Origin of the sequence: Streptomyces ossamyceticus (genome assembly GCF_001418475.1) — a bacterium.
Lineage (GTDB): Bacteria > Actinomycetota > Actinomycetes > Streptomycetales > Streptomycetaceae > Streptomyces > Streptomyces ossamyceticus.
Genome location: NZ_LIQX01000189.1, coordinates 1 through 15,880 on the forward strand (window position 1 = coordinate 1; position 15,880 = coordinate 15,880).

Here is a 15,880-nt window from a genome sequence, read left to right on the forward strand (position 1 = left end):
CCCGTGAACCACCCGCGCCCTCCCCCGGTGGCCGTCCGCCGTCTCACTCGAACACGAGGGCCATCCACCGGTCCGGTTCCACGAGGGGGCGGAAGCCGAGCTGCTCGTAGACGGTGTGCGCGTCCTGGGTGGCGAGCAGGACACGGCGCAGCCCGAGCGGTTCCAGGTGGGCGCGGACGGCGCCCACCAGCGCCTTGCCGATCCCCTTGCCGCGCAGGGCCGGATCCACGTACACGTCGCAGAGCCAGGCGAACGTCGTCCTGTCGGTCACGACGCGCGCGTACGCCACCTGTTCGCCCGAAGTCGCCTCGTACACACCGAAGTTGAGCGACCCCGCGATGGCGCGCTCCTGCTTCTCGCGGGGCCGGCCGAGGGCCCAGTACGCGTCGGACGACAGCCAGCGGTGGACGCGTCCGACGTCGAGACGGGTCGGGTCGGTGGAGGTCTCGTAGCCCTCGGGCAAGGGGAATGCGTCGTTCATGGCTGGACGTTCGCAGTTCAGAGCCCCGCTGTCGAACCGTTTACCGCCGCCCGCAGCCGCCGGACACCCTCGACGATCTCCCCCGTCCCGCTGACCCCGGCGAAGCTCAACCGCAGGTGCGCGGCCGGGGGTTCGGCACTGAAGTAGGGGCGGCCGGGGGTGACGGCGACCCCGGCACGCAGGGCGGCGGCGACGAGCGCGGCCTCTCCTCCGGAACCGAGGGCCCGGTCGGTGCCCCCGGTGCCGTCGGGGAGGCGGAGCCACAGGTGGTAGCCGCCGGAGGGGATGTGGGGCAGGGCGAGTTCGGGGAGGTGCAGCCGCAGCGCGGAGGTCATCGCGTCCCGACGGTTCTTCAACTCCCTGGACACCGCCCGCAGATGGCGGGGCCAGGCGGGCGAGCCGACGAGTTCGAGGGCGGCCTCCTGGAGGGGGCGCGGCACGAAGAAGGTGTCGACGACCTGGATGGCGCGCAGCCGTTCCAGGACCGGCCCGCGGGCGGCCAGCGCGCCCACCCGGAAGCTGGGCGAGGTCGCCTTGGTCAACGAGGACACGTGGACGACGACGCCGTCCGGGTCGTCGGCGACCAGCGGCGGCGGCAGCGGCCCCGCGTCCTCGTGGACGAGCCGGCGCACGAAGTCGTCCTCGATCACGAAGGCCCCCGCCTCGCGCGCGATCCGCAGCACCTCGCCGCGCCGCTCGACGGACAGGGCGGCTCCGGTGGGGTTCTGGAAGAGGGGCTGGCAGACGAAGACCCGGGCGCCGGACGCCTTGAACGCGTCGGCGAGGAGAGCCGGCCGCACCCCGTCCGGGTCCACCGGCACCGGGACCGGCCGCAGACCGGCGGCCCGGGCGATGGCCAGCATGCCGGGGTACGTGGGCGATTCGACCAGCACCGGCGCGCCGGGCGACGCCAGCGCCCGCAGGGCCGTGGTGAGCGCGGACTGGCCGCCGGCCGCCACGATCACCTCGGCCGCCGTGATCGCCCCGCCGATGCTCCGCGCGAACCACTCGCGCAGCTCCAGGACACCCTCGACCGGGGGTCGCGCCCAGACGCCGGGACGCCGTCCGGCCCGCGACAGGGCGGCACCCATGGCCTGTTCCGGTTGCAGCGCCGGGTGCAGATAGCCGCCATTGAACTCGATCACGCCGGGCGGCGGGGAGGCGAGGGAGACCAGGACGCCCGAGGCGTCGACCGTGCGCGGGGTCGGCTCGGCGGTGCCGTCCGCGCTCAGCGCGACCTCCTGCCAGGAGGTGTCCCCCACGGTCACCGCCCGGTTCTCGCGCGGTCGCGCCCGGAAGGCGCCCGCGCCGGGCCGTGTCACCACCAGCCCCTCCGCGGCCAGTTGGGCCAGGGCCCGCGAAACGGTCACCGGGCTCACCCGGAAGCGGTCCACGAGCGCTCGGCTCGATGGCAGCTTTCCACCGGGTGAGTAGCGGTCGAGCTCCTTTCTGAGCTGTTCCGCCAGTTCCGCGACGCTGCTACGCTCTTGCATGAGAGCACAGAGTAGCGCTATCGACCAGCGAACAGTAGCGGTCGGCACCGGTCCGGCCGAGGTGCCGCGTCCCGTGGGCCGCGGCGGCACCCTTCAGGCGGCCCTCGGTGTGGTCGCCTTCTCCCTCACCTTCCCGGCGACCGCCTGGGGTCTGGAGGGCTTCGGCCCCTGGTCCCTCGTCGCCGTGCGCAGTGTCCTCGCGGCCGTCGTCGCGGGCGGCTGTCTGCTGGCCCTGCGGGTGCCGCTGCCCGGCCGCCGGCACTGGGCGGGGCTGGCCGTGGTCGCCGCGGGAGTGGTCGTCGGCTTCCCGCTCCTCACCACGCTCGCCCTGCAGACCTCGACCACCGCGCACGCCGCCGTGGTCGTCGGGTTGCTCCCGTTGACCACCGCGCTGTTCTCGGCGCTGCGCATGGGCTCGCGGCCCTCGCGCACGTTCTGGTGCGCGGCGCTCGCCGGGGCCGCCGCCGTCCTCGCGTTCACGGTGGCGCAGAGCGGTGGCGCCCTGGGCACCGCCGACCTCTACCTCTTCGCCGCGCTCCTGGTGTGCGCGGCCGGCTACACCGAGGGCGGCAGGCTGGCCCGCGTGATGCCCGGCTGGCAGGTCATCGGCTGGGCGCTGGTGTTCTGCCTGCCGCTCAGCGTGCCGGGAGCGCTGCTGGCCCTGTCGTACGAGCCGGTGGAGCTGACCGCGCACAGTGTGACGGGGCTGCTGTGGGTGGCCGCCGGGTCCCAGTTCCTCGGCCTGGTCGTCTGGTACCGGGGCATGGCGGCCATCGGCATCCCCCGGGCCAGCCAGTTGCAGCTGGCCCAGCCCCTGCTCACACTGGTGTGGTCGGTGCTGCTGCTGGGCGAGCACCTGACAGTGGCCGCCCCCCTGACGGCCGCGGCGGTGCTCGTGTGCATCGCCGTCACCCAACGGGCGCGGGGCTGAGCGGAGTCCGGGCAGGATCCGATCGGACCGGCCCGCCGTAGACTCAGGCCACGGACCTATGCTCCCGCGCCTGGTGAGGAGGCCCCGAAGATGCGTGCAACCGTGGGCGACCAGCTTGTCCAGCACGGCAGGGTGGTCGGGCAACACGACAAGGTCGGCGAGATCGTCGAAGTCATGGGCCAGGAGGGCAATCCCCCGTACCGCGTCCGGTTCGAGGACGGGCACGAGGGTGTGTGCTCGCCCGGCCCGGACACGGAGATCCGGCACCGGGAAGCACGGCAGTAGACCGGGAGAGCGGACCGGCGATGGCTCAGCGCGGTGGCTCCGCCGGCTGCTGGTAGTGGTCGGCGACCACGCGTGCCATCGCCCCGATCTTGTCGACGGTCACCTCCTTGGCCGAGAAGAACACATGCCCGTGCACCTCAGGCACGTCACGGGCCAGTGAGAGGTGCCCGGACAGCTCGGCGGGGTCCTGCCAGGCGGCGGGCTGCGCCGGGTCGCCGGCCTTGTAGAGAGCCTCACCGATGTAGAGGCGTGTTCCGGTGCCTCGCGCGGTCTCGGCCCACCAGGGCAGCAGCTTGGCGTAGTCGGCTGCGGCGAAGCCGATGTTCCAGTAGAGCTGCGGGACGAGGTAGTCGATCCAGTTCTTCCGGACCCACTTGCGGGTGTCGGCGTACAGGTCGTCGTACGTCTGCACACCGGCCCGGGTGTCCGAGCCGCGGGCGTCGGTGGCGGCGTTGCGCCACACCCCGAAGGGGCTGATACCGAACTGGGTGCCGGGCCGGACGGCCTTGATCTGCGCCGCCATCTCCTTCACCAGCTTGTCGATGTTGTCACGCCGCCAGTCGGCCCGGTTGGGGAAGCTCCCGCCGTGGGTGTCGTACGCCGCGTCGTCGTCGAAGACCTGACCGGCCACCGGGTACGGGTAGAAGTAGTCGTCGAAGTGCACCGCGTCGACGGGGTACTTCCGTACGGCGTCGAGCATGGCCTTCTGGACGAAGGCGCGCACGGCGGGAATGCCCGGGTTGTAGTAGAGCTTGCCGCCGTAGGGGACGACCCAGCCGGGGTTCTCGCGGGCCGGGTGGCCTGCGGCCAGACGGCTCGGGTCGGTGTGGTTGGCGACCCGGTACGGGTTGAACCAGGCATGCAGCTCCAGCCCCCGGGCGTGGGCCTCCTCGACCGCCGTGCCCAGCGGGTCCCAGCCTGGGTCCTTGCCCTGGGTGCCGGTGAGGTACTGCGACCAGGGCTCGTACGGGGAGGGCCAGAGCGCGTCGGCCGTGGGGCGGACCTGGAAGATCACCGTGTTGAGGCGGCGCTCCACGGCGGTGTCGAGGTGGGCGAGCAGCTCGGCGCGCTGCTCGTCGGCGGTGAGGCCCGCCTTGGAGGGCCAGTCCCGGTTGACGACGGTGGCCAGCCACATGCCGCGCAGCTCACCGGAGGCCCACCTGCGGCGGTCGGGACCCTGACCGGCGATGGCGGTGCCGGCCGCCACGCCGCCCGCCGCCACGAGTGTGGTCACCGCGGTCGCCCAGAACGCCCTTCGTGACATCCGTGGCTTCCGATGCATCCTCGTACCTCCGCGTACCGCTTCGTGCCCGCCTGGTCGCGGACCGTTGGTGGAGCCAGCCTTCCATGTGGTACCCGCGATACTGATCGGTAGCGGCCGGAGGTAACGTGCAGGTTTGGCGCAGGCCCGTACCAGGGGTATCCGCCAGCCACGTAGACCAGTGAAAGGGACGATGTGACGGACTTCCCAACGGGAGATCTCGCGCGAGTCGGAGTCGTGGGCTGCGGCCAGATGGGAGCGGGCATCGCCGAGGTGTGCGCCCGCGCCGGTCTGAACGTCAAGGTCGCCGAGACCACCGGCGAAGCCCTGGAGATCGGCCGTACCCGGCTGTTCAACTCCCTGTCCAAGGCGGCCGAGCGCGGCAAGATCAGCGAGGAGGAGCGGGACGCCACCCAGGCACGTCTGAGCTTCACCACCGACCTCGGGGAGTTCGCCGACCGCGATCTCGTCATCGAGGCGGTCGTGGAGAACGAGCAGGTGAAGACCGAGATCTTCCAGGTGCTCGACCAGGTGGTGACCCGCCCCGACGCCATCCTCGCCTCGAACACGTCCTCCATCCCCCTGGTGAAGCTGGCGGTCGCCACGTCGCGTCCGGACCAGGTCATCGGCATCCACTTCTTCAACCCGGCCCCGGTGCAGAAGCTCGTCGAGCTGATCCCGGCCCTCACCACCTCCGAGGGCACGCTCAGCCGGGCTCAGCTGTTCGCCGAGAAGGTCCTCGGCAAGCACGCGGTCCGCGCGCAGGACCGCTCGGGCTTCGTGGTCAACGCGCTCCTCGTGCCGTATCTGCTCTCCGCGATCCGCATGTTCGAGTCGGGCATCGCCGGCCGCGAGGACATCGACAACGGCATGGAGCTGGGCTGCGCCCACCCGATGGGCCCGCTGAAGCTGTCCGACCTGATCGGCCTGGACACGATCGTCTCGATCGCCAACTCGATGTACGAGGAGTACAAGGAGCCCCTGTACGCCGCTCCCCCGCTGCTCCAGCGCATGGTCGACGCGGGCCGCCTCGGCCGCAAGACCGGCTCGGGCTTCTACACGTACCCCTGACCTGCACGGACTTCTCGACGAGCACCCACCACGGGGTGCGGAGAAGACACGAGAGACCCGCTTTCCGATGTTCCCGGGAGCGGGTCTTTCCGTCGTCCGGGGTTCGGTCTACGAGGAGATCACCCCGTCGGCTCCCAGCCGCGCTCGGGCCGCGGCGCGCACCTCGGGCGTCTCCATCGGGTCGTCGCGCAGTACCGCGTATCCGTTCCGGCGAGCGCCTCCAGGTACGCCGTCGGCTCGTACGAGTGCGGGGTGCGTCGTACACGACCGGTGTCGGGGACTGCTCCAGGTCCTGGACCAGCCGCGCCAGATACAAGGACCGGTCGTCGGTCCCGTCCCATCGCCGTACCGCGCCCAAGCCACGCCCGTTACAGCAGGCCCTCGACGGAATCGGCGGACGAGTAGGTCCTCACATACGCATCGCTCATCAGGCCGAGCACCCCACCACAACTACGGAACGTGAGAAGCGGTCCCTCGCACGGGCCCGGCGCCGGAAAGGGCGCCGGGCCCGTCGTATTCACACACCGTGTGCGCGACGGACACGCATATGCCGCTCGCACACGCTCCCCACGCGCCCACCAGGCGAGTTGACTTGCCGTGCGCATGCAAGGGATGTGACGACTACCGAGACGACTACAGAAAGGAGCGGACTCGTGGCCATCGACCCCGAGCATCCCGTGGTCCACGGTGAACTCGCAGAGTTACGCCGCCGCCTGGACGTGGCGCACGCACGCGTCGAGGGAGGGCTCACCCTGCTGAGTCACCGTGCCGAACAGACCGCCAAGGAGCTGGACGACCTGAGCACACGGGTCGTCACCCTGGAGCACTCCCGCTGGCCGCTGCCCGCGGTCGCGGCGCTCGCAGCCGTGGGAGCACTGGTGGTGGCCATCTGGCAGGCCGTGGGCCGCTGAACGGCACGGGCGGGACGCCCGGAGGGATCAGCGCCCCGCGTCCTGTCCGAGCCTCAGGTGGTGCAGGAGAAGCAGTGCGGCCGCCATGTTGGCGGCCGGGACCTCGCCCCGGGCGACCATGTCGGGCACGAGCTTGAGGGGAACCCATTCCCTGCGGTCCGACTCGAAGTCGTCCACCGGGTGACCGACATACGCGCCCTCGTCGGCCCAGTAGATGTGGTGCCGGGCGTCGGTGAGCCCGTTGGAGGGCTCGACGCTCATCAGGTGGTGCAGCGGTCCCGGCCGCCATCCGGTCTCCTCCTCCAGTTCCCGGGCGGCCGCGTCGGCGATGCCCTCGCCGTCCTCGACGACGCCGGCCGCAAGCTCCCACCCCCAGCTGTCGGTGATGAAGCGGTGCCGCCACAGCAGCAGCACCTCGTTGGCCTCGTTGACCACGGTGGCCACGGCGACGGGCCGCAGCCGTATCAGGAAGTGATCGAGGTGCCGCCCGTCCGGCAACGCGACATCTGCGAGATTGACGCTGAACCAGCGGTTCGAATACACAGTTTGTTCGCTCTGTTTCGTCCACTGCACGGTTCTGCCACCTTCCGCCGAGTAAGTGGCAATATCGCAGCAGGAGCGTGGTGACAGCAGGCGCACGGGCGGCGTACGGCCGGGCCGTGGACGCGGTGTCAGAGCGGTACGCGCAGTGCCCCGTCGATGAGTTCGGCGGCCTCCGTGGTCCCCGCGCAGCCGTTTCGCACGAGATGCTCGCGTACCGCCCGGAGTCTGTCGCGCAGGCGCATGGACTCCATTCCGCGCGCCCGCTCGGCCATTTCGACGGCGGTCTCGACCGCCTTGTCGGCGTTGCCCTGCCGTAGTTCGATCTGGCTGAGCATGGCGAGCCGGTGCACCCGGCCCCGGTCGTGCGCCGGGGTGTCGACGGCCGCCGCCGCGTGCTCCGCCGCGGCCGCCAGGTCGCCGAGGCTGAGCAGCGCCTCCGCCACCTGCACATTGACCAGGCCGGGTTGGACATAGCCGGTCTCGTCGGGTTCATGGCCGCGCCGGATGCGCTCGGCGGCCTGTTCCGCACGCCGGATGCAGGACAGCGCGCTCGTGCCTTCGCCGAGGTGCGCGTACGCCTTGGCCTGCATCGCGTACAGGTCCGCGGCGAGCGCCGGGGTGATGTGCTTGCCCGCGGCGCGCAGCGCGGCCTCGGCGAAGGCGACGGCCTGCCGGTACTCCCGCATGAACAGCGACTGGTTGACGAGCAGCGCGATCACATACGCGCCGAGTCCCCGGTCCCCGCTGGCCTTGGCGAGCCGCAGCGCCTGGTGGAAGTAGCGCTGGGCGAGCCCGTGCGCGTCGGAGTCGTACGCGCAGATGCCGGCGATGGCGACCAGGCCGCCGGTGGCCCGGTGGAGTTGGCGTCCGGTGGCGTCGGTGTAGCTGCCGCGCAACAGGGGCGCCGCCTCGGCGTTGAGGAATCCGACGATACGGGCGCGGGTCGCGACACCGCCCGCCTTGCGGTACAGCTGCTCGTAGTGCGACCGGGCGGCGCGCAGCATCTCGATGTCGGCCATGCTGACGTGATGCCGTCCGCCGCGGGAGACGTCGACGTCCTCCGGCGGGTTCTCCCACTCCCACACCGGCATCACGGCGGGTGTTCCGGTGACGGCGGGGGCGCCGAGGACATGGGGGCGTTGTTGTTCGTCGGAGCGCCACAGGGCGGTGGCGCGCTCCACGAACCCGGAGAGTCCCGCGCCGTGCGGGGAGGCCGCCTCGCCCGGCACTCCGAGACCGATGTCGTCGAGGGTGACGGTCCGGCGCAGCCGCCCGGCGAGCACTTCGCAGATCAGGTCGGGCACCTGGCCGCGCGGTCGCTGTCCCTTCAACCACCGGGCCACAGCGGTGTGTTCGTATCTCAGCGCCAGACCGCGTGCCCGCCCTGCCTGATTGACGTGTGCGGCGAGTCCGGCGTGCGAGATACCGGCCTCGTCGAGGATCGCGTCGAGCAGGGTGTTGGGCTGCATGGAGGGCCCTCCGGTGGCTCGGTGCCGGCGTTTGGCAGCGTAGCGCCTCCGTCTTCACACGGGGTGTGAAGGGAATACCCGAATTCGGGCTGTACGCGCGCTGCTGCGGAGAGTTTCGGACCGCTTGACTGGAATGCCTCGTAAGAGGCCGACTGGGCCACCGGCTCCCCCTCGTACAGCGCGGTGGCCCCGTCGGGACGAACAGGCCGAGGACGCTCGGCGGCTACGGCCCGGGGACGACGGGCGGGGTGTCGGCCGCGGAGCCGGGCGGGCCGATCGTGCAGGTCCCCGCGCCTTGGTAGGAGGCGGCCCTCATGAGCCGGTCGTTGCGGATGATCAGTATCGCGACGTCGTCCTTGGGCCGCCCCCCGGTGTGGCGCAGGAGTTGGGTGAAGACGGCACGCAGGACGGAGTGCGGCGAGATGGGGCGGCCCCGCACGGCCTCCGCCAGGGCCGCGGGCAGCGGGAAGAAGCGGCCGTCGCCGTCCCTGGCGTCCTCCACGCCGTCCGTGTGGAGGAAGAGTGCCTCTCCGGGGAGGAGCCGACCGCACGGGGTGGCCGGCAGTTCCGCGGGCAGCGGGAACACCCCCAGCGGGGGCAGCGGGTCGGCGCCGGCCATGAGTTCCGCCCGGCCGCCGCTCAGCAGATACGGCCAGGGATGCCCGCAGTTCAGGGCGTGGACCTCGCCGTCGGGGGCGATCTCCAGCAGGAGCACGGTCACGAACTCCTCGGTGTCCTCGGCGCGGGCACGGTCCCGCAGATGCCGGGCGAGGGCGCGGTCGAGGCGGCCGAGGACTCCGGTGAGTTCGGCCTCGTCATGGACGGCCTCGCGGAAGCTGCCGAGCACGGCGGCGACGGTGCCGATGGCGGAGAGGCCGTGGCCGCGCACGTCGCCCATCACGACCCGCACGCCGTGTTCGGTGGCGATCACCTCGTAGAGGTCGCCGCCGACGCTCGCGCCCCGGTCGGCGGAGAGCTGCGCGGCGGCGGTGGCCAGTCCGTCGATGCGGGCGGGCAGGGGCCGCAGCAGTACGCTCTGCGCGGCGCCGGCGATCCGACGCGCCTGCCGCACCTCCTGCAGCATCACCTGTCTGACCTGAAGCACGAGCCCGGCGCCGACCGCGAGGAACACGGCGCTGCTGGCGAGCCGGGCTCCGAGCCCGTTGTTCTGCGCCATCGGGCAGGCCCACTTGTAGGTGACGGCTGTCGCGCCCCAGACCGCCGGCAACCCCAGCGCGAGGGCCCGTCGGACAGTCCGCCGGTCGGACGGGCGGCGCCTTCGGACCCATGCCCGTGGAGGTGCCCCAGTCCTGATTCGAATCATGCCGTTGGCCCCCCATCAGGCCCTGACAGCGGTACGGCCCAGAGAGGCCGGTCCGATTCTGTCGACCGAATGCCCCGTTCGGGCCAGATCGCCCCAAGTTCTCACTCGAATGAGTGAGAAGCAGGGGGTGGGGCCGGGCCAAGCCCCTTTCAGGGGCGAAGCCCCTGAAAGGGGCGCGGGGAACTGCGCGACCAGCCACGGACAACCCGCAGCCGCCAACCACCCGCAGCTCCCCGCCCCTTCGGCGCTCTCGGCGCCACCGGAGGTCCTAGCTCCGCAGAACCGCCCCCGTACGCTCACCCGCGAGGGCGACCGCCGCGTCGCGTGCCGCGGACGCCTCGTCCACGGTCAGCGTCCGGTCCCCGGCCCGGAAGCGGAGTGCGTACGCCAGCGACTTGCGCCCCTCTCCGAGCTGCTCCGCGTTCTCGTAGACGTCGAACAGCCGGATGCCCTCCAGCAGTTCACCGGCGCCCTCGCGCAGCGCGGCCTCGACCTCGGTGTGCGGCACGAACTCGTCGACGACCAGCGCGACGTCCTGCGTGGCGACCGGGAACGAGGAGATGCTCGGCGCCTGCGGGGTGTCGTCCCCGACCCGCTCCAGCACATCGAGGTCCAGCTCGGCGGCGCAGGTGCGCGCGGGCAGCCCCAGGGCCTTCACGACACGGGGGTGCAGTTCACCGGCGTGGCCCACGACGCGCTCGGTGCCGTCGACGACGACCACGAACTCGGCGCAGCGGCCCGGGTGCCAGGGCCCGTACTGGCCCTTGCGGACGATCAGCTCCGCGCCGGCCTCACGGGCGACGGCGCGCCCGGCCTCGACCGCGTCGGCCCAGTCGGCCGGACGGCCCTTGCCCCACCAGCCGGCCTGCTCACGGGCCCCGGCGAGGACGACGGCGACATGCCGCGGCTGCTCGGGCAGCGCGGCGTCCAGCGTCGCGATCTCCTCGTCGGTGGGTCGGCGGTCGACCGGCAGCGCTACGGCGACGCCCTGCTCGGCGCGCGGCTGGAAGACCAGCCCCGTCTCGAAGAGGGCCAGGTCGTGCGAGCCGCGGCCGTCGTTGCGCCGCAGCGCGCCGAGCAGGCCCGGGAGCAGCGTCGTACGGAGCGCGGGCTCCTCGTCGCTCAGCGGGTTGGTGAGCCGGACGACACGGCGGGCCGGGTCGTCGGCGTCCAGCCCGAGCTGGTCGAAGACCTGCTCGCTGATGAACGGGTAGTTCGGCGCCTCGACGTACCCGGCGCCGGCGAGCGCCCGGCCGACCCGGCGGTGCAGCCGCTGCCGGTGGGTGAGGCCGCGGCCCGACGGGGGCTTGGGCAGCGTGGAGGGCAGGTTCTCGTAGCCCTCCAGGCGGATGACCTCCTCCGCCAGGTCGTTGATGTCGGCGAGGTCGGGCCGCCACGACGGCACGGTGACGATCAGTTCGTCCTGGCCGTAGACGTCGCAGCCGACCTCCTGGAGGCGGCGTACGACGGTCTCGCGGCCGTAGACGACACCCGCGACCTTGTCGGGGTGGTCCGCCGGGACCGCGATGGTGTGCGGCGCGGACGGGGCGATGACCTCGGTGACGCCCGCGTCGGCGGTGCCGCCCGCGAGGAGCACCAGCAGGTCGACGGTGCGCTGGGCGGCGGCGGACGCGGCCAGCGGGTCGACACCGCGCTCGAAGCGGCGGGACGCCTCCGACGACAGCTTGTGCCGGCGGGCGGTGCGCGCGATGGCGACCTGGTCGAAGTGGGCTGCCTCGATGACGACCTCGGTGGAGGCGTTCTCCAGATCGTCGTGGTCGGCGATCTCGGTGTCGGCGCCGCCCATGACGCCCGCGAGGCCGATGGGGCCGCGGTCGTCGGTGATGACGAGGTCCTCGGCGTGCAGCTTCCGGGTGACGCCGTCGAGGGTGACGATCTTCTCGCCCTCGGCGGCCCGGCGAACACCGATGGTGCCCTGGACCAGGGTGCGGTCGTACGCGTGCAGCGGCTGGCCGAGCTCCATCATCACGTAGTTGGTGATGTCGACGGCGAGCGAGATCGGGCGCATGCCGACCTTCTGGAGCCGGCGCTTGAGCCAGATCGGGGAGCGCGCCTCGGGGTCGAGACCGGTGACGGTGCGGGCCGTGAAGCGGTCGCAGCCGAGCGGGTCGGCGACCTGGACGGGGTGGCCGAAGGCGTTCGGGCCGGGCACGTCGAGGAGCGCGGGGTCGCGCAGCGGCAGGCCGTAGGCGATGGCGGTCTCGCGGGCGACGCCGCGGATCGACAGGCAGTCGCCGCGGTTGGCGGTGACGGCGATGTCGAGGACCTCGTCGACCAGCTCCAGCAGCTCGATCGCGTCCTTGCCGACCTCGGTCTCCGGCGGCAGCACGATGATGCCCTTGGTGCCGTCGTCGCCCATGCCCAGCTCGTCGCTGGAGCAGATCATGCCGTGCGAGGTGCGGCCGTAGGTCTTGCGGGCGGAGATCGCGAAGCCGCCGGGCAGCTCGGCGCCCGGGAGGACCACGACGACCTTGTCGCCGACGGCGAAGTTGCGGGCGCCGCAGACGATCTCCTGGGGCTCGCCGGTGCCGTTGGCCGTGCCTACGTCGACGGTGCAGAAGCGGATGGGCTTCTTGAAGCCCTCCAGCTCCTCGATGGTCAGCACCTGGCCCACGACGAGGGGGCCCTTGAGGTCGGCTCCGAGCTGCTCGACGGTCTCGACCTCGAGGCCGGCCGACACGAGCTTGGCCTGTACGTCACGGCCGGTTTCGGTCGCCGGCAGGTCGACGTACTCCCGCAGCCAGGAAAGCGGGACCCGCATCAGATCTCCATCCCGAACGGCCGGGTGAACCGGACGTCACCCTCGACCATGTCTCGCATGTCTTCGACGTTGTGGCGGAACATCAGCATCCGCTCGATGCCGAACCCGAAGGCGAAGCCGCTGTACTTCTCCGGGTCGACACCGCAGGCGGTGAGCACCTTGGGGTTGACCATGCCGCAGCCGCCGAGCTCGATCCAGCCCTCGCTGGAGCAGGTGCGGCAGGGCCGGTCGGGGTTGCCGACGGACTCGCCGCGGCACACGTAGCAGACCATGTCCATCTCGGCGGACGGCTCCGTGAACGGGAAGAAGTTCGGCCTGAGCCGGGTCTTCATGCCCTCGCCGAACAGCGACTGGACCATGTGGTCGAGCGTGCCCTTGAGGTCGGCCATGGTCAGGCCCTCGTCGACGGCGAGCAGCTCCACCTGGTGGAAGACCGGGGTGTGCGTGGCGTCCAGCTCGTCGGTGCGGTACACGCGGCCGGGGCAGATCACGTACACCGGCAGCTCACGGTCGAGCAGGGAGCGGATCTGGACGGGCGAGGTGTGGGTGCGCAGGACGACGCCGGACTCGGTGCCGCCGTCCGGTCCCTTGACGAAGAAGGTGTCGGCCTCGCCGCGGGCCGGGTGGTCCGGGCCGATGTTGAGGGCGTCGAAGTTGAACCACTCGGCCTCGACCTGGGGGCCCTCGGCGACCTCGTAGCCCATGGCCACGAAGACGTCCTCGATGCGCTCCGACAGGGTGGTGAGGGGGTGGCGGGCGCCGGCCGGTACGCGGTCGTGGGGCAGCGTGACGTCCACGGCCTCCTCGACGAGGACGCGCGCGTCGCGTTCGGCCTCCAGCTCGACCTGGCGGGCGGCGAGGCCCTTGTTCACCGCGCCGCGGGCCTGGCCGACGAGCTTGCCGGCGGCTGCCTTGGCGTGCGGTGGCAGGGCGCCGATCTCGCGGTTGGCGAGCGACAGGGGGGAGGTGCCGCCGGTGTGGGCGACCTTGGCCTCCTGGAGCGCGTCGAGGGAGTCCGCGGCGGCGAAGGCGGCGAGCGCCTCGTCCCGCATGCGCTCGATCTCTTCCGGTTTCAACGCCTCGACCTCTACAGGGTCGTACGACTTATTCGGTGCCGACATCTCTTCCCGTGCTTCCGGTTGGCTGGCTGAAGGTCCCCGTCACACCGACTCGTGGACGAATCGTCTCCGTCATGGGACGCAAAGGTGCCAAAGGCCGAGTCTAACGGGGTTGAGGTGTGCGAACGCGCCCGCGGGGCGGCTAGGCCAGATAGGCCGGGGCCCCCACGGGCAACGTAAATCGGAACTCGGCGCCGCCGCTCGGGGCGCGTCCGACGGTGATGGTGCCGCCGTGGGCTTCGACGATGCCCTTGACGATGTACAGCCCGAGGCCGGTGCCGCCGCGCTTGCTGCCCCGCCAGAAGCGGGTGAAGACGCGGTTCATGGACTCCTCCGGGATGCCACTGCCCTCGTCGCTCACCGTGACCGACGTGCCGGTGTCCTCCCCCTCCCGGGGGGACGCCGTGGGCGTGACGTCAATCGTGACGGTTCCCTCGCCGTGCCGCACCGCATTTTCCAGCAGGTTGCTGAGCACCTGGTCGATCTTGTCGGGGTCGGCCCACAGGTCGGGCAGTGGCTGCTCGATCCTGAGCAGGAACCGGTCGGCGGGCTGTCCCGCCGCGACGTACGCCTGGATGTGCCGACCGACGGCCGCGCCTATGTCGACGGGCTGCCTGCGCACCTCCAGCCGCCCGGAGTCGATGCGGGAGATGTCGAGCAGTTCGGCGATCAGCCGGGTGACGCGGTTGGCGTCGGCGTCGACGGTCTCCAGCATCAGTTTCTTCTGGTCGTCGGTGAACCGCTCCCATTTGGCGAGCAGGGTCGCGGTGAATCCCTTGACCGAGGTGAGCGGCGAGCGCAGTTCGTGGGCGACCGTGGCGATCAGTTCGGCGTGGCTGCGTTCGGTGCGGCGCCGGGCCTCGGTGTCGCGGAGGGAGACGACGACGCGGCGGACGGGTCCGGTGGGTTCGGTACGGATGTAGCGGGCGGACACGAGCACCTCGCGGGCGCCGGGCAGCAGCAGGTTCCGCTCGGGCTGGCCGACGCGGATGGCGAGGCCCCCGTAGGGGTCGGTCAGCTGCCACCAGCGGCGGCCTTCGAGGTCCTCCAGGGGCAGCGCCCGCTCCAGGGGCAGTCCGAGGGCGTCGGCGGCGGGGACGGCGGTGATCCGGGCGGCGGCGGCGTTGAAGCAGATCACGCGGCCCTGTTCGTCGGCGACGACGAGCCCGTCGGGGAGGTCGTCGGGGTCGATGCCGAGTCCGGCGATCTCGGCGTGCGGCGCCGCGGGGGTGGCGCGCACATCGCGTCCCCCCAGTGTGCTGCTCGTGCCGACCCTCATCCCCGTACCCCACCTCTTCCGTTGTGCAGTGGGCCCCCGAGCCCGTCACCCTACTAGCTGGGAGTGACGGTGCGGCACCCTCCGAAGGCGCGCTGTGCACGGGCGGACGCGTAGAGACATACGGCGGCGGCGGTCGCGAGGTTCAGGCTTTCCGCCTTTCCGTGGATGGGAACCCGTACGACGGCGTCGGCGAGCGCCCGGGTCTCCTCGGGGAGCCCCCATGCCTCGTTGCCGAAGACCCAGGCCGTGGGCCCGCCCATGGTGCCCTTGTCCAGTTCGTCGTCGAGGTCGTCCTCACCGGCGCCGTCCGCGGCGAGGATGCGTACGCCGGCGTCCTTGAGCCCCGTGACGGCCTGCTCGACGGGCACGCCGACGGCGACGGGCAGGTGGAACAGCGACCCGACGGAGGCCCGCACGGCCTTGGGGTTGTAGAGGTCGACGGACGCGTCGGTGAGGACGACGGCTTCGGCGCCGGCGGCGTCCGCGCACCGTAGGACGGTGCCGGCGTTGCCGGGGTCACGGACGTGGGCGAGGACGGCGACGAGTTTGGGGCGGGCGGCGAGGATCTCCTCGAAGGGGGTGTCGAGGAAGCGGCAGATCCCGACGAGGCCCTGCGGGGTGACGGTCGTGGAGATGTCGGCGATGACGGTCTCGTCGGCGAGGTGCACGCGGGCGCCTGCGGCGCGGGCCTCGCCGACAATGTCGGCGTAGCGCTCAGCGGCGTCGACCGTGGTGAACAGTTCGACGAGGGTGGGCGTGCCGTCGGTCGGCGCGCGGTGCGCCGCCGCCTCCCGCACCGCCTGGGGGCCCTCGGCGAGGAACAGGCGGTCCTTCCCCCGGAAGTTCCGCTTGGCGAGCCGCCGAGCGGCCAGGACCCGGGCGGAACGGGGGGAGATCAACTCGGGGGCGGCGGACATGGATCACCTTCGGGT

Annotated in this window: 14 protein-coding genes; 4 read left to right on the forward strand and 10 right to left on the reverse strand. The window is 71.9% G+C overall.

Translation table 11 applies throughout. The annotated features are described in order from the left end of the window. Positions 1 to 43: 43 nt before the first annotated feature. A complete protein-coding gene (locus tag AOK15_RS15400) occupies positions 44 to 481 on the reverse strand; it encodes a GNAT family N-acetyltransferase (protein WP_055517016.1) in 438 nt (145 codons plus the stop codon). A gap of 17 nt (positions 482 to 498) precedes the next feature. Beyond that, the gene (locus tag AOK15_RS15405; protein WP_055517018.1) at positions 499 to 1,974 is read right to left on the reverse strand and encodes an aminotransferase-like domain-containing protein; all 1,476 of its coding nucleotides are present in this window, start codon (positions 1,972 to 1,974) and stop codon (positions 499 to 501) included. On the opposite strand from AOK15_RS15405, the gene AOK15_RS15410 reads away from it, so the two are divergent. Both AOK15_RS15410 and AOK15_RS15415 read left to right on the forward strand, forming a co-directional pair. Continuing rightward, positions 1,973 to 2,905: a DMT family transporter gene (locus tag AOK15_RS15410; protein WP_055517019.1), complete on the forward strand. Its 933-nt coding sequence runs from the start codon at positions 1,973 to 1,975 to the stop codon at positions 2,903 to 2,905. The genes AOK15_RS15405 and AOK15_RS15410 overlap by 2 nt on opposite strands. A gap of 90 nt (positions 2,906 to 2,995) precedes the next feature. Then, complete coding sequence (locus AOK15_RS15415) at positions 2,996 to 3,190, forward strand: DUF1918 domain-containing protein (protein WP_055517021.1); 195 nt, start codon at positions 2,996 to 2,998, stop codon at positions 3,188 to 3,190. A 25-nt stretch (positions 3,191 to 3,215) separates the two neighbouring features. Here the strand turns inward: AOK15_RS15415 and AOK15_RS15420 are convergent, their stop codons facing one another. Further along, entirely contained in the window at positions 3,216 to 4,454 is a 1,239-nt protein-coding gene (locus AOK15_RS15420) for a glycoside hydrolase family 10-like protein (RefSeq protein WP_055517024.1), read from the reverse strand. A gap of 192 nt (positions 4,455 to 4,646) precedes the next feature. Here AOK15_RS15420 and AOK15_RS15425 point away from each other — a divergent pair, with 192 nt between their 5' ends. Then, positions 4,647 to 5,522, forward strand: coding sequence for a 3-hydroxybutyryl-CoA dehydrogenase (locus AOK15_RS15425; RefSeq protein ID WP_079058508.1), 876 nt, complete (start codon positions 4,647 to 4,649; stop codon positions 5,520 to 5,522). A 653-nt stretch (positions 5,523 to 6,175) separates the two neighbouring features. Next, complete coding sequence (locus AOK15_RS15430) at positions 6,176 to 6,433, forward strand: hypothetical protein (protein WP_055517027.1); 258 nt, start codon at positions 6,176 to 6,178, stop codon at positions 6,431 to 6,433. A gap of 27 nt (positions 6,434 to 6,460) precedes the next feature. Here the strand turns inward: AOK15_RS15430 and AOK15_RS15435 are convergent, their stop codons facing one another. From AOK15_RS15435 to AOK15_RS15465, 7 genes are all read right to left on the reverse strand, one after another. After that, positions 6,461 to 7,006 (reverse strand): NUDIX hydrolase, encoded by a 546-nt coding sequence (locus tag AOK15_RS15435; RefSeq protein ID WP_055517029.1) that lies wholly within the window; start codon positions 7,004 to 7,006, stop codon positions 6,461 to 6,463. A gap of 98 nt (positions 7,007 to 7,104) precedes the next feature. After that, the gene (locus AOK15_RS15440) at positions 7,105 to 8,445 is read right to left on the reverse strand and encodes an NsdA family TPR-like regulatory protein (RefSeq protein ID WP_055517032.1); all 1,341 of its coding nucleotides are present in this window, start codon (positions 8,443 to 8,445) and stop codon (positions 7,105 to 7,107) included. Positions 8,446 to 8,668: 223 nt separating this feature from the next. Then, positions 8,669 to 9,622: a PP2C family protein-serine/threonine phosphatase gene (locus tag AOK15_RS15445; RefSeq protein ID WP_240508440.1), complete on the reverse strand. Its 954-nt coding sequence runs from the start codon at positions 9,620 to 9,622 to the stop codon at positions 8,669 to 8,671. 415 nt (positions 9,623 to 10,037) lie between these two features. Beyond that, on the reverse strand, positions 10,038 to 12,551 hold the full coding sequence (gene pheT / locus AOK15_RS15450) for a phenylalanine--tRNA ligase subunit beta (protein ID WP_055517034.1): 2,514 nt from the start codon (positions 12,549 to 12,551) through the stop codon (positions 10,038 to 10,040). Beyond that, the gene (pheS, locus tag AOK15_RS15455) at positions 12,551 to 13,672 is read right to left on the reverse strand and encodes a phenylalanine--tRNA ligase subunit alpha (protein WP_055517036.1); all 1,122 of its coding nucleotides are present in this window, start codon (positions 13,670 to 13,672) and stop codon (positions 12,551 to 12,553) included. Before pheS ends, pheT begins: the two co-directional genes overlap by 1 nt. A gap of 139 nt (positions 13,673 to 13,811) precedes the next feature. Beyond that, positions 13,812 to 14,948, reverse strand: coding sequence for a sensor histidine kinase (locus tag AOK15_RS15460; protein ID WP_055517039.1), 1,137 nt, complete (start codon positions 14,946 to 14,948; stop codon positions 13,812 to 13,814). 53 nt (positions 14,949 to 15,001) lie between these two features. Continuing rightward, positions 15,002 to 15,865: a TrmH family RNA methyltransferase gene (locus AOK15_RS15465; protein WP_055517041.1), complete on the reverse strand. Its 864-nt coding sequence runs from the start codon at positions 15,863 to 15,865 to the stop codon at positions 15,002 to 15,004. Positions 15,866 to 15,880 lie beyond the last annotated feature (15 nt).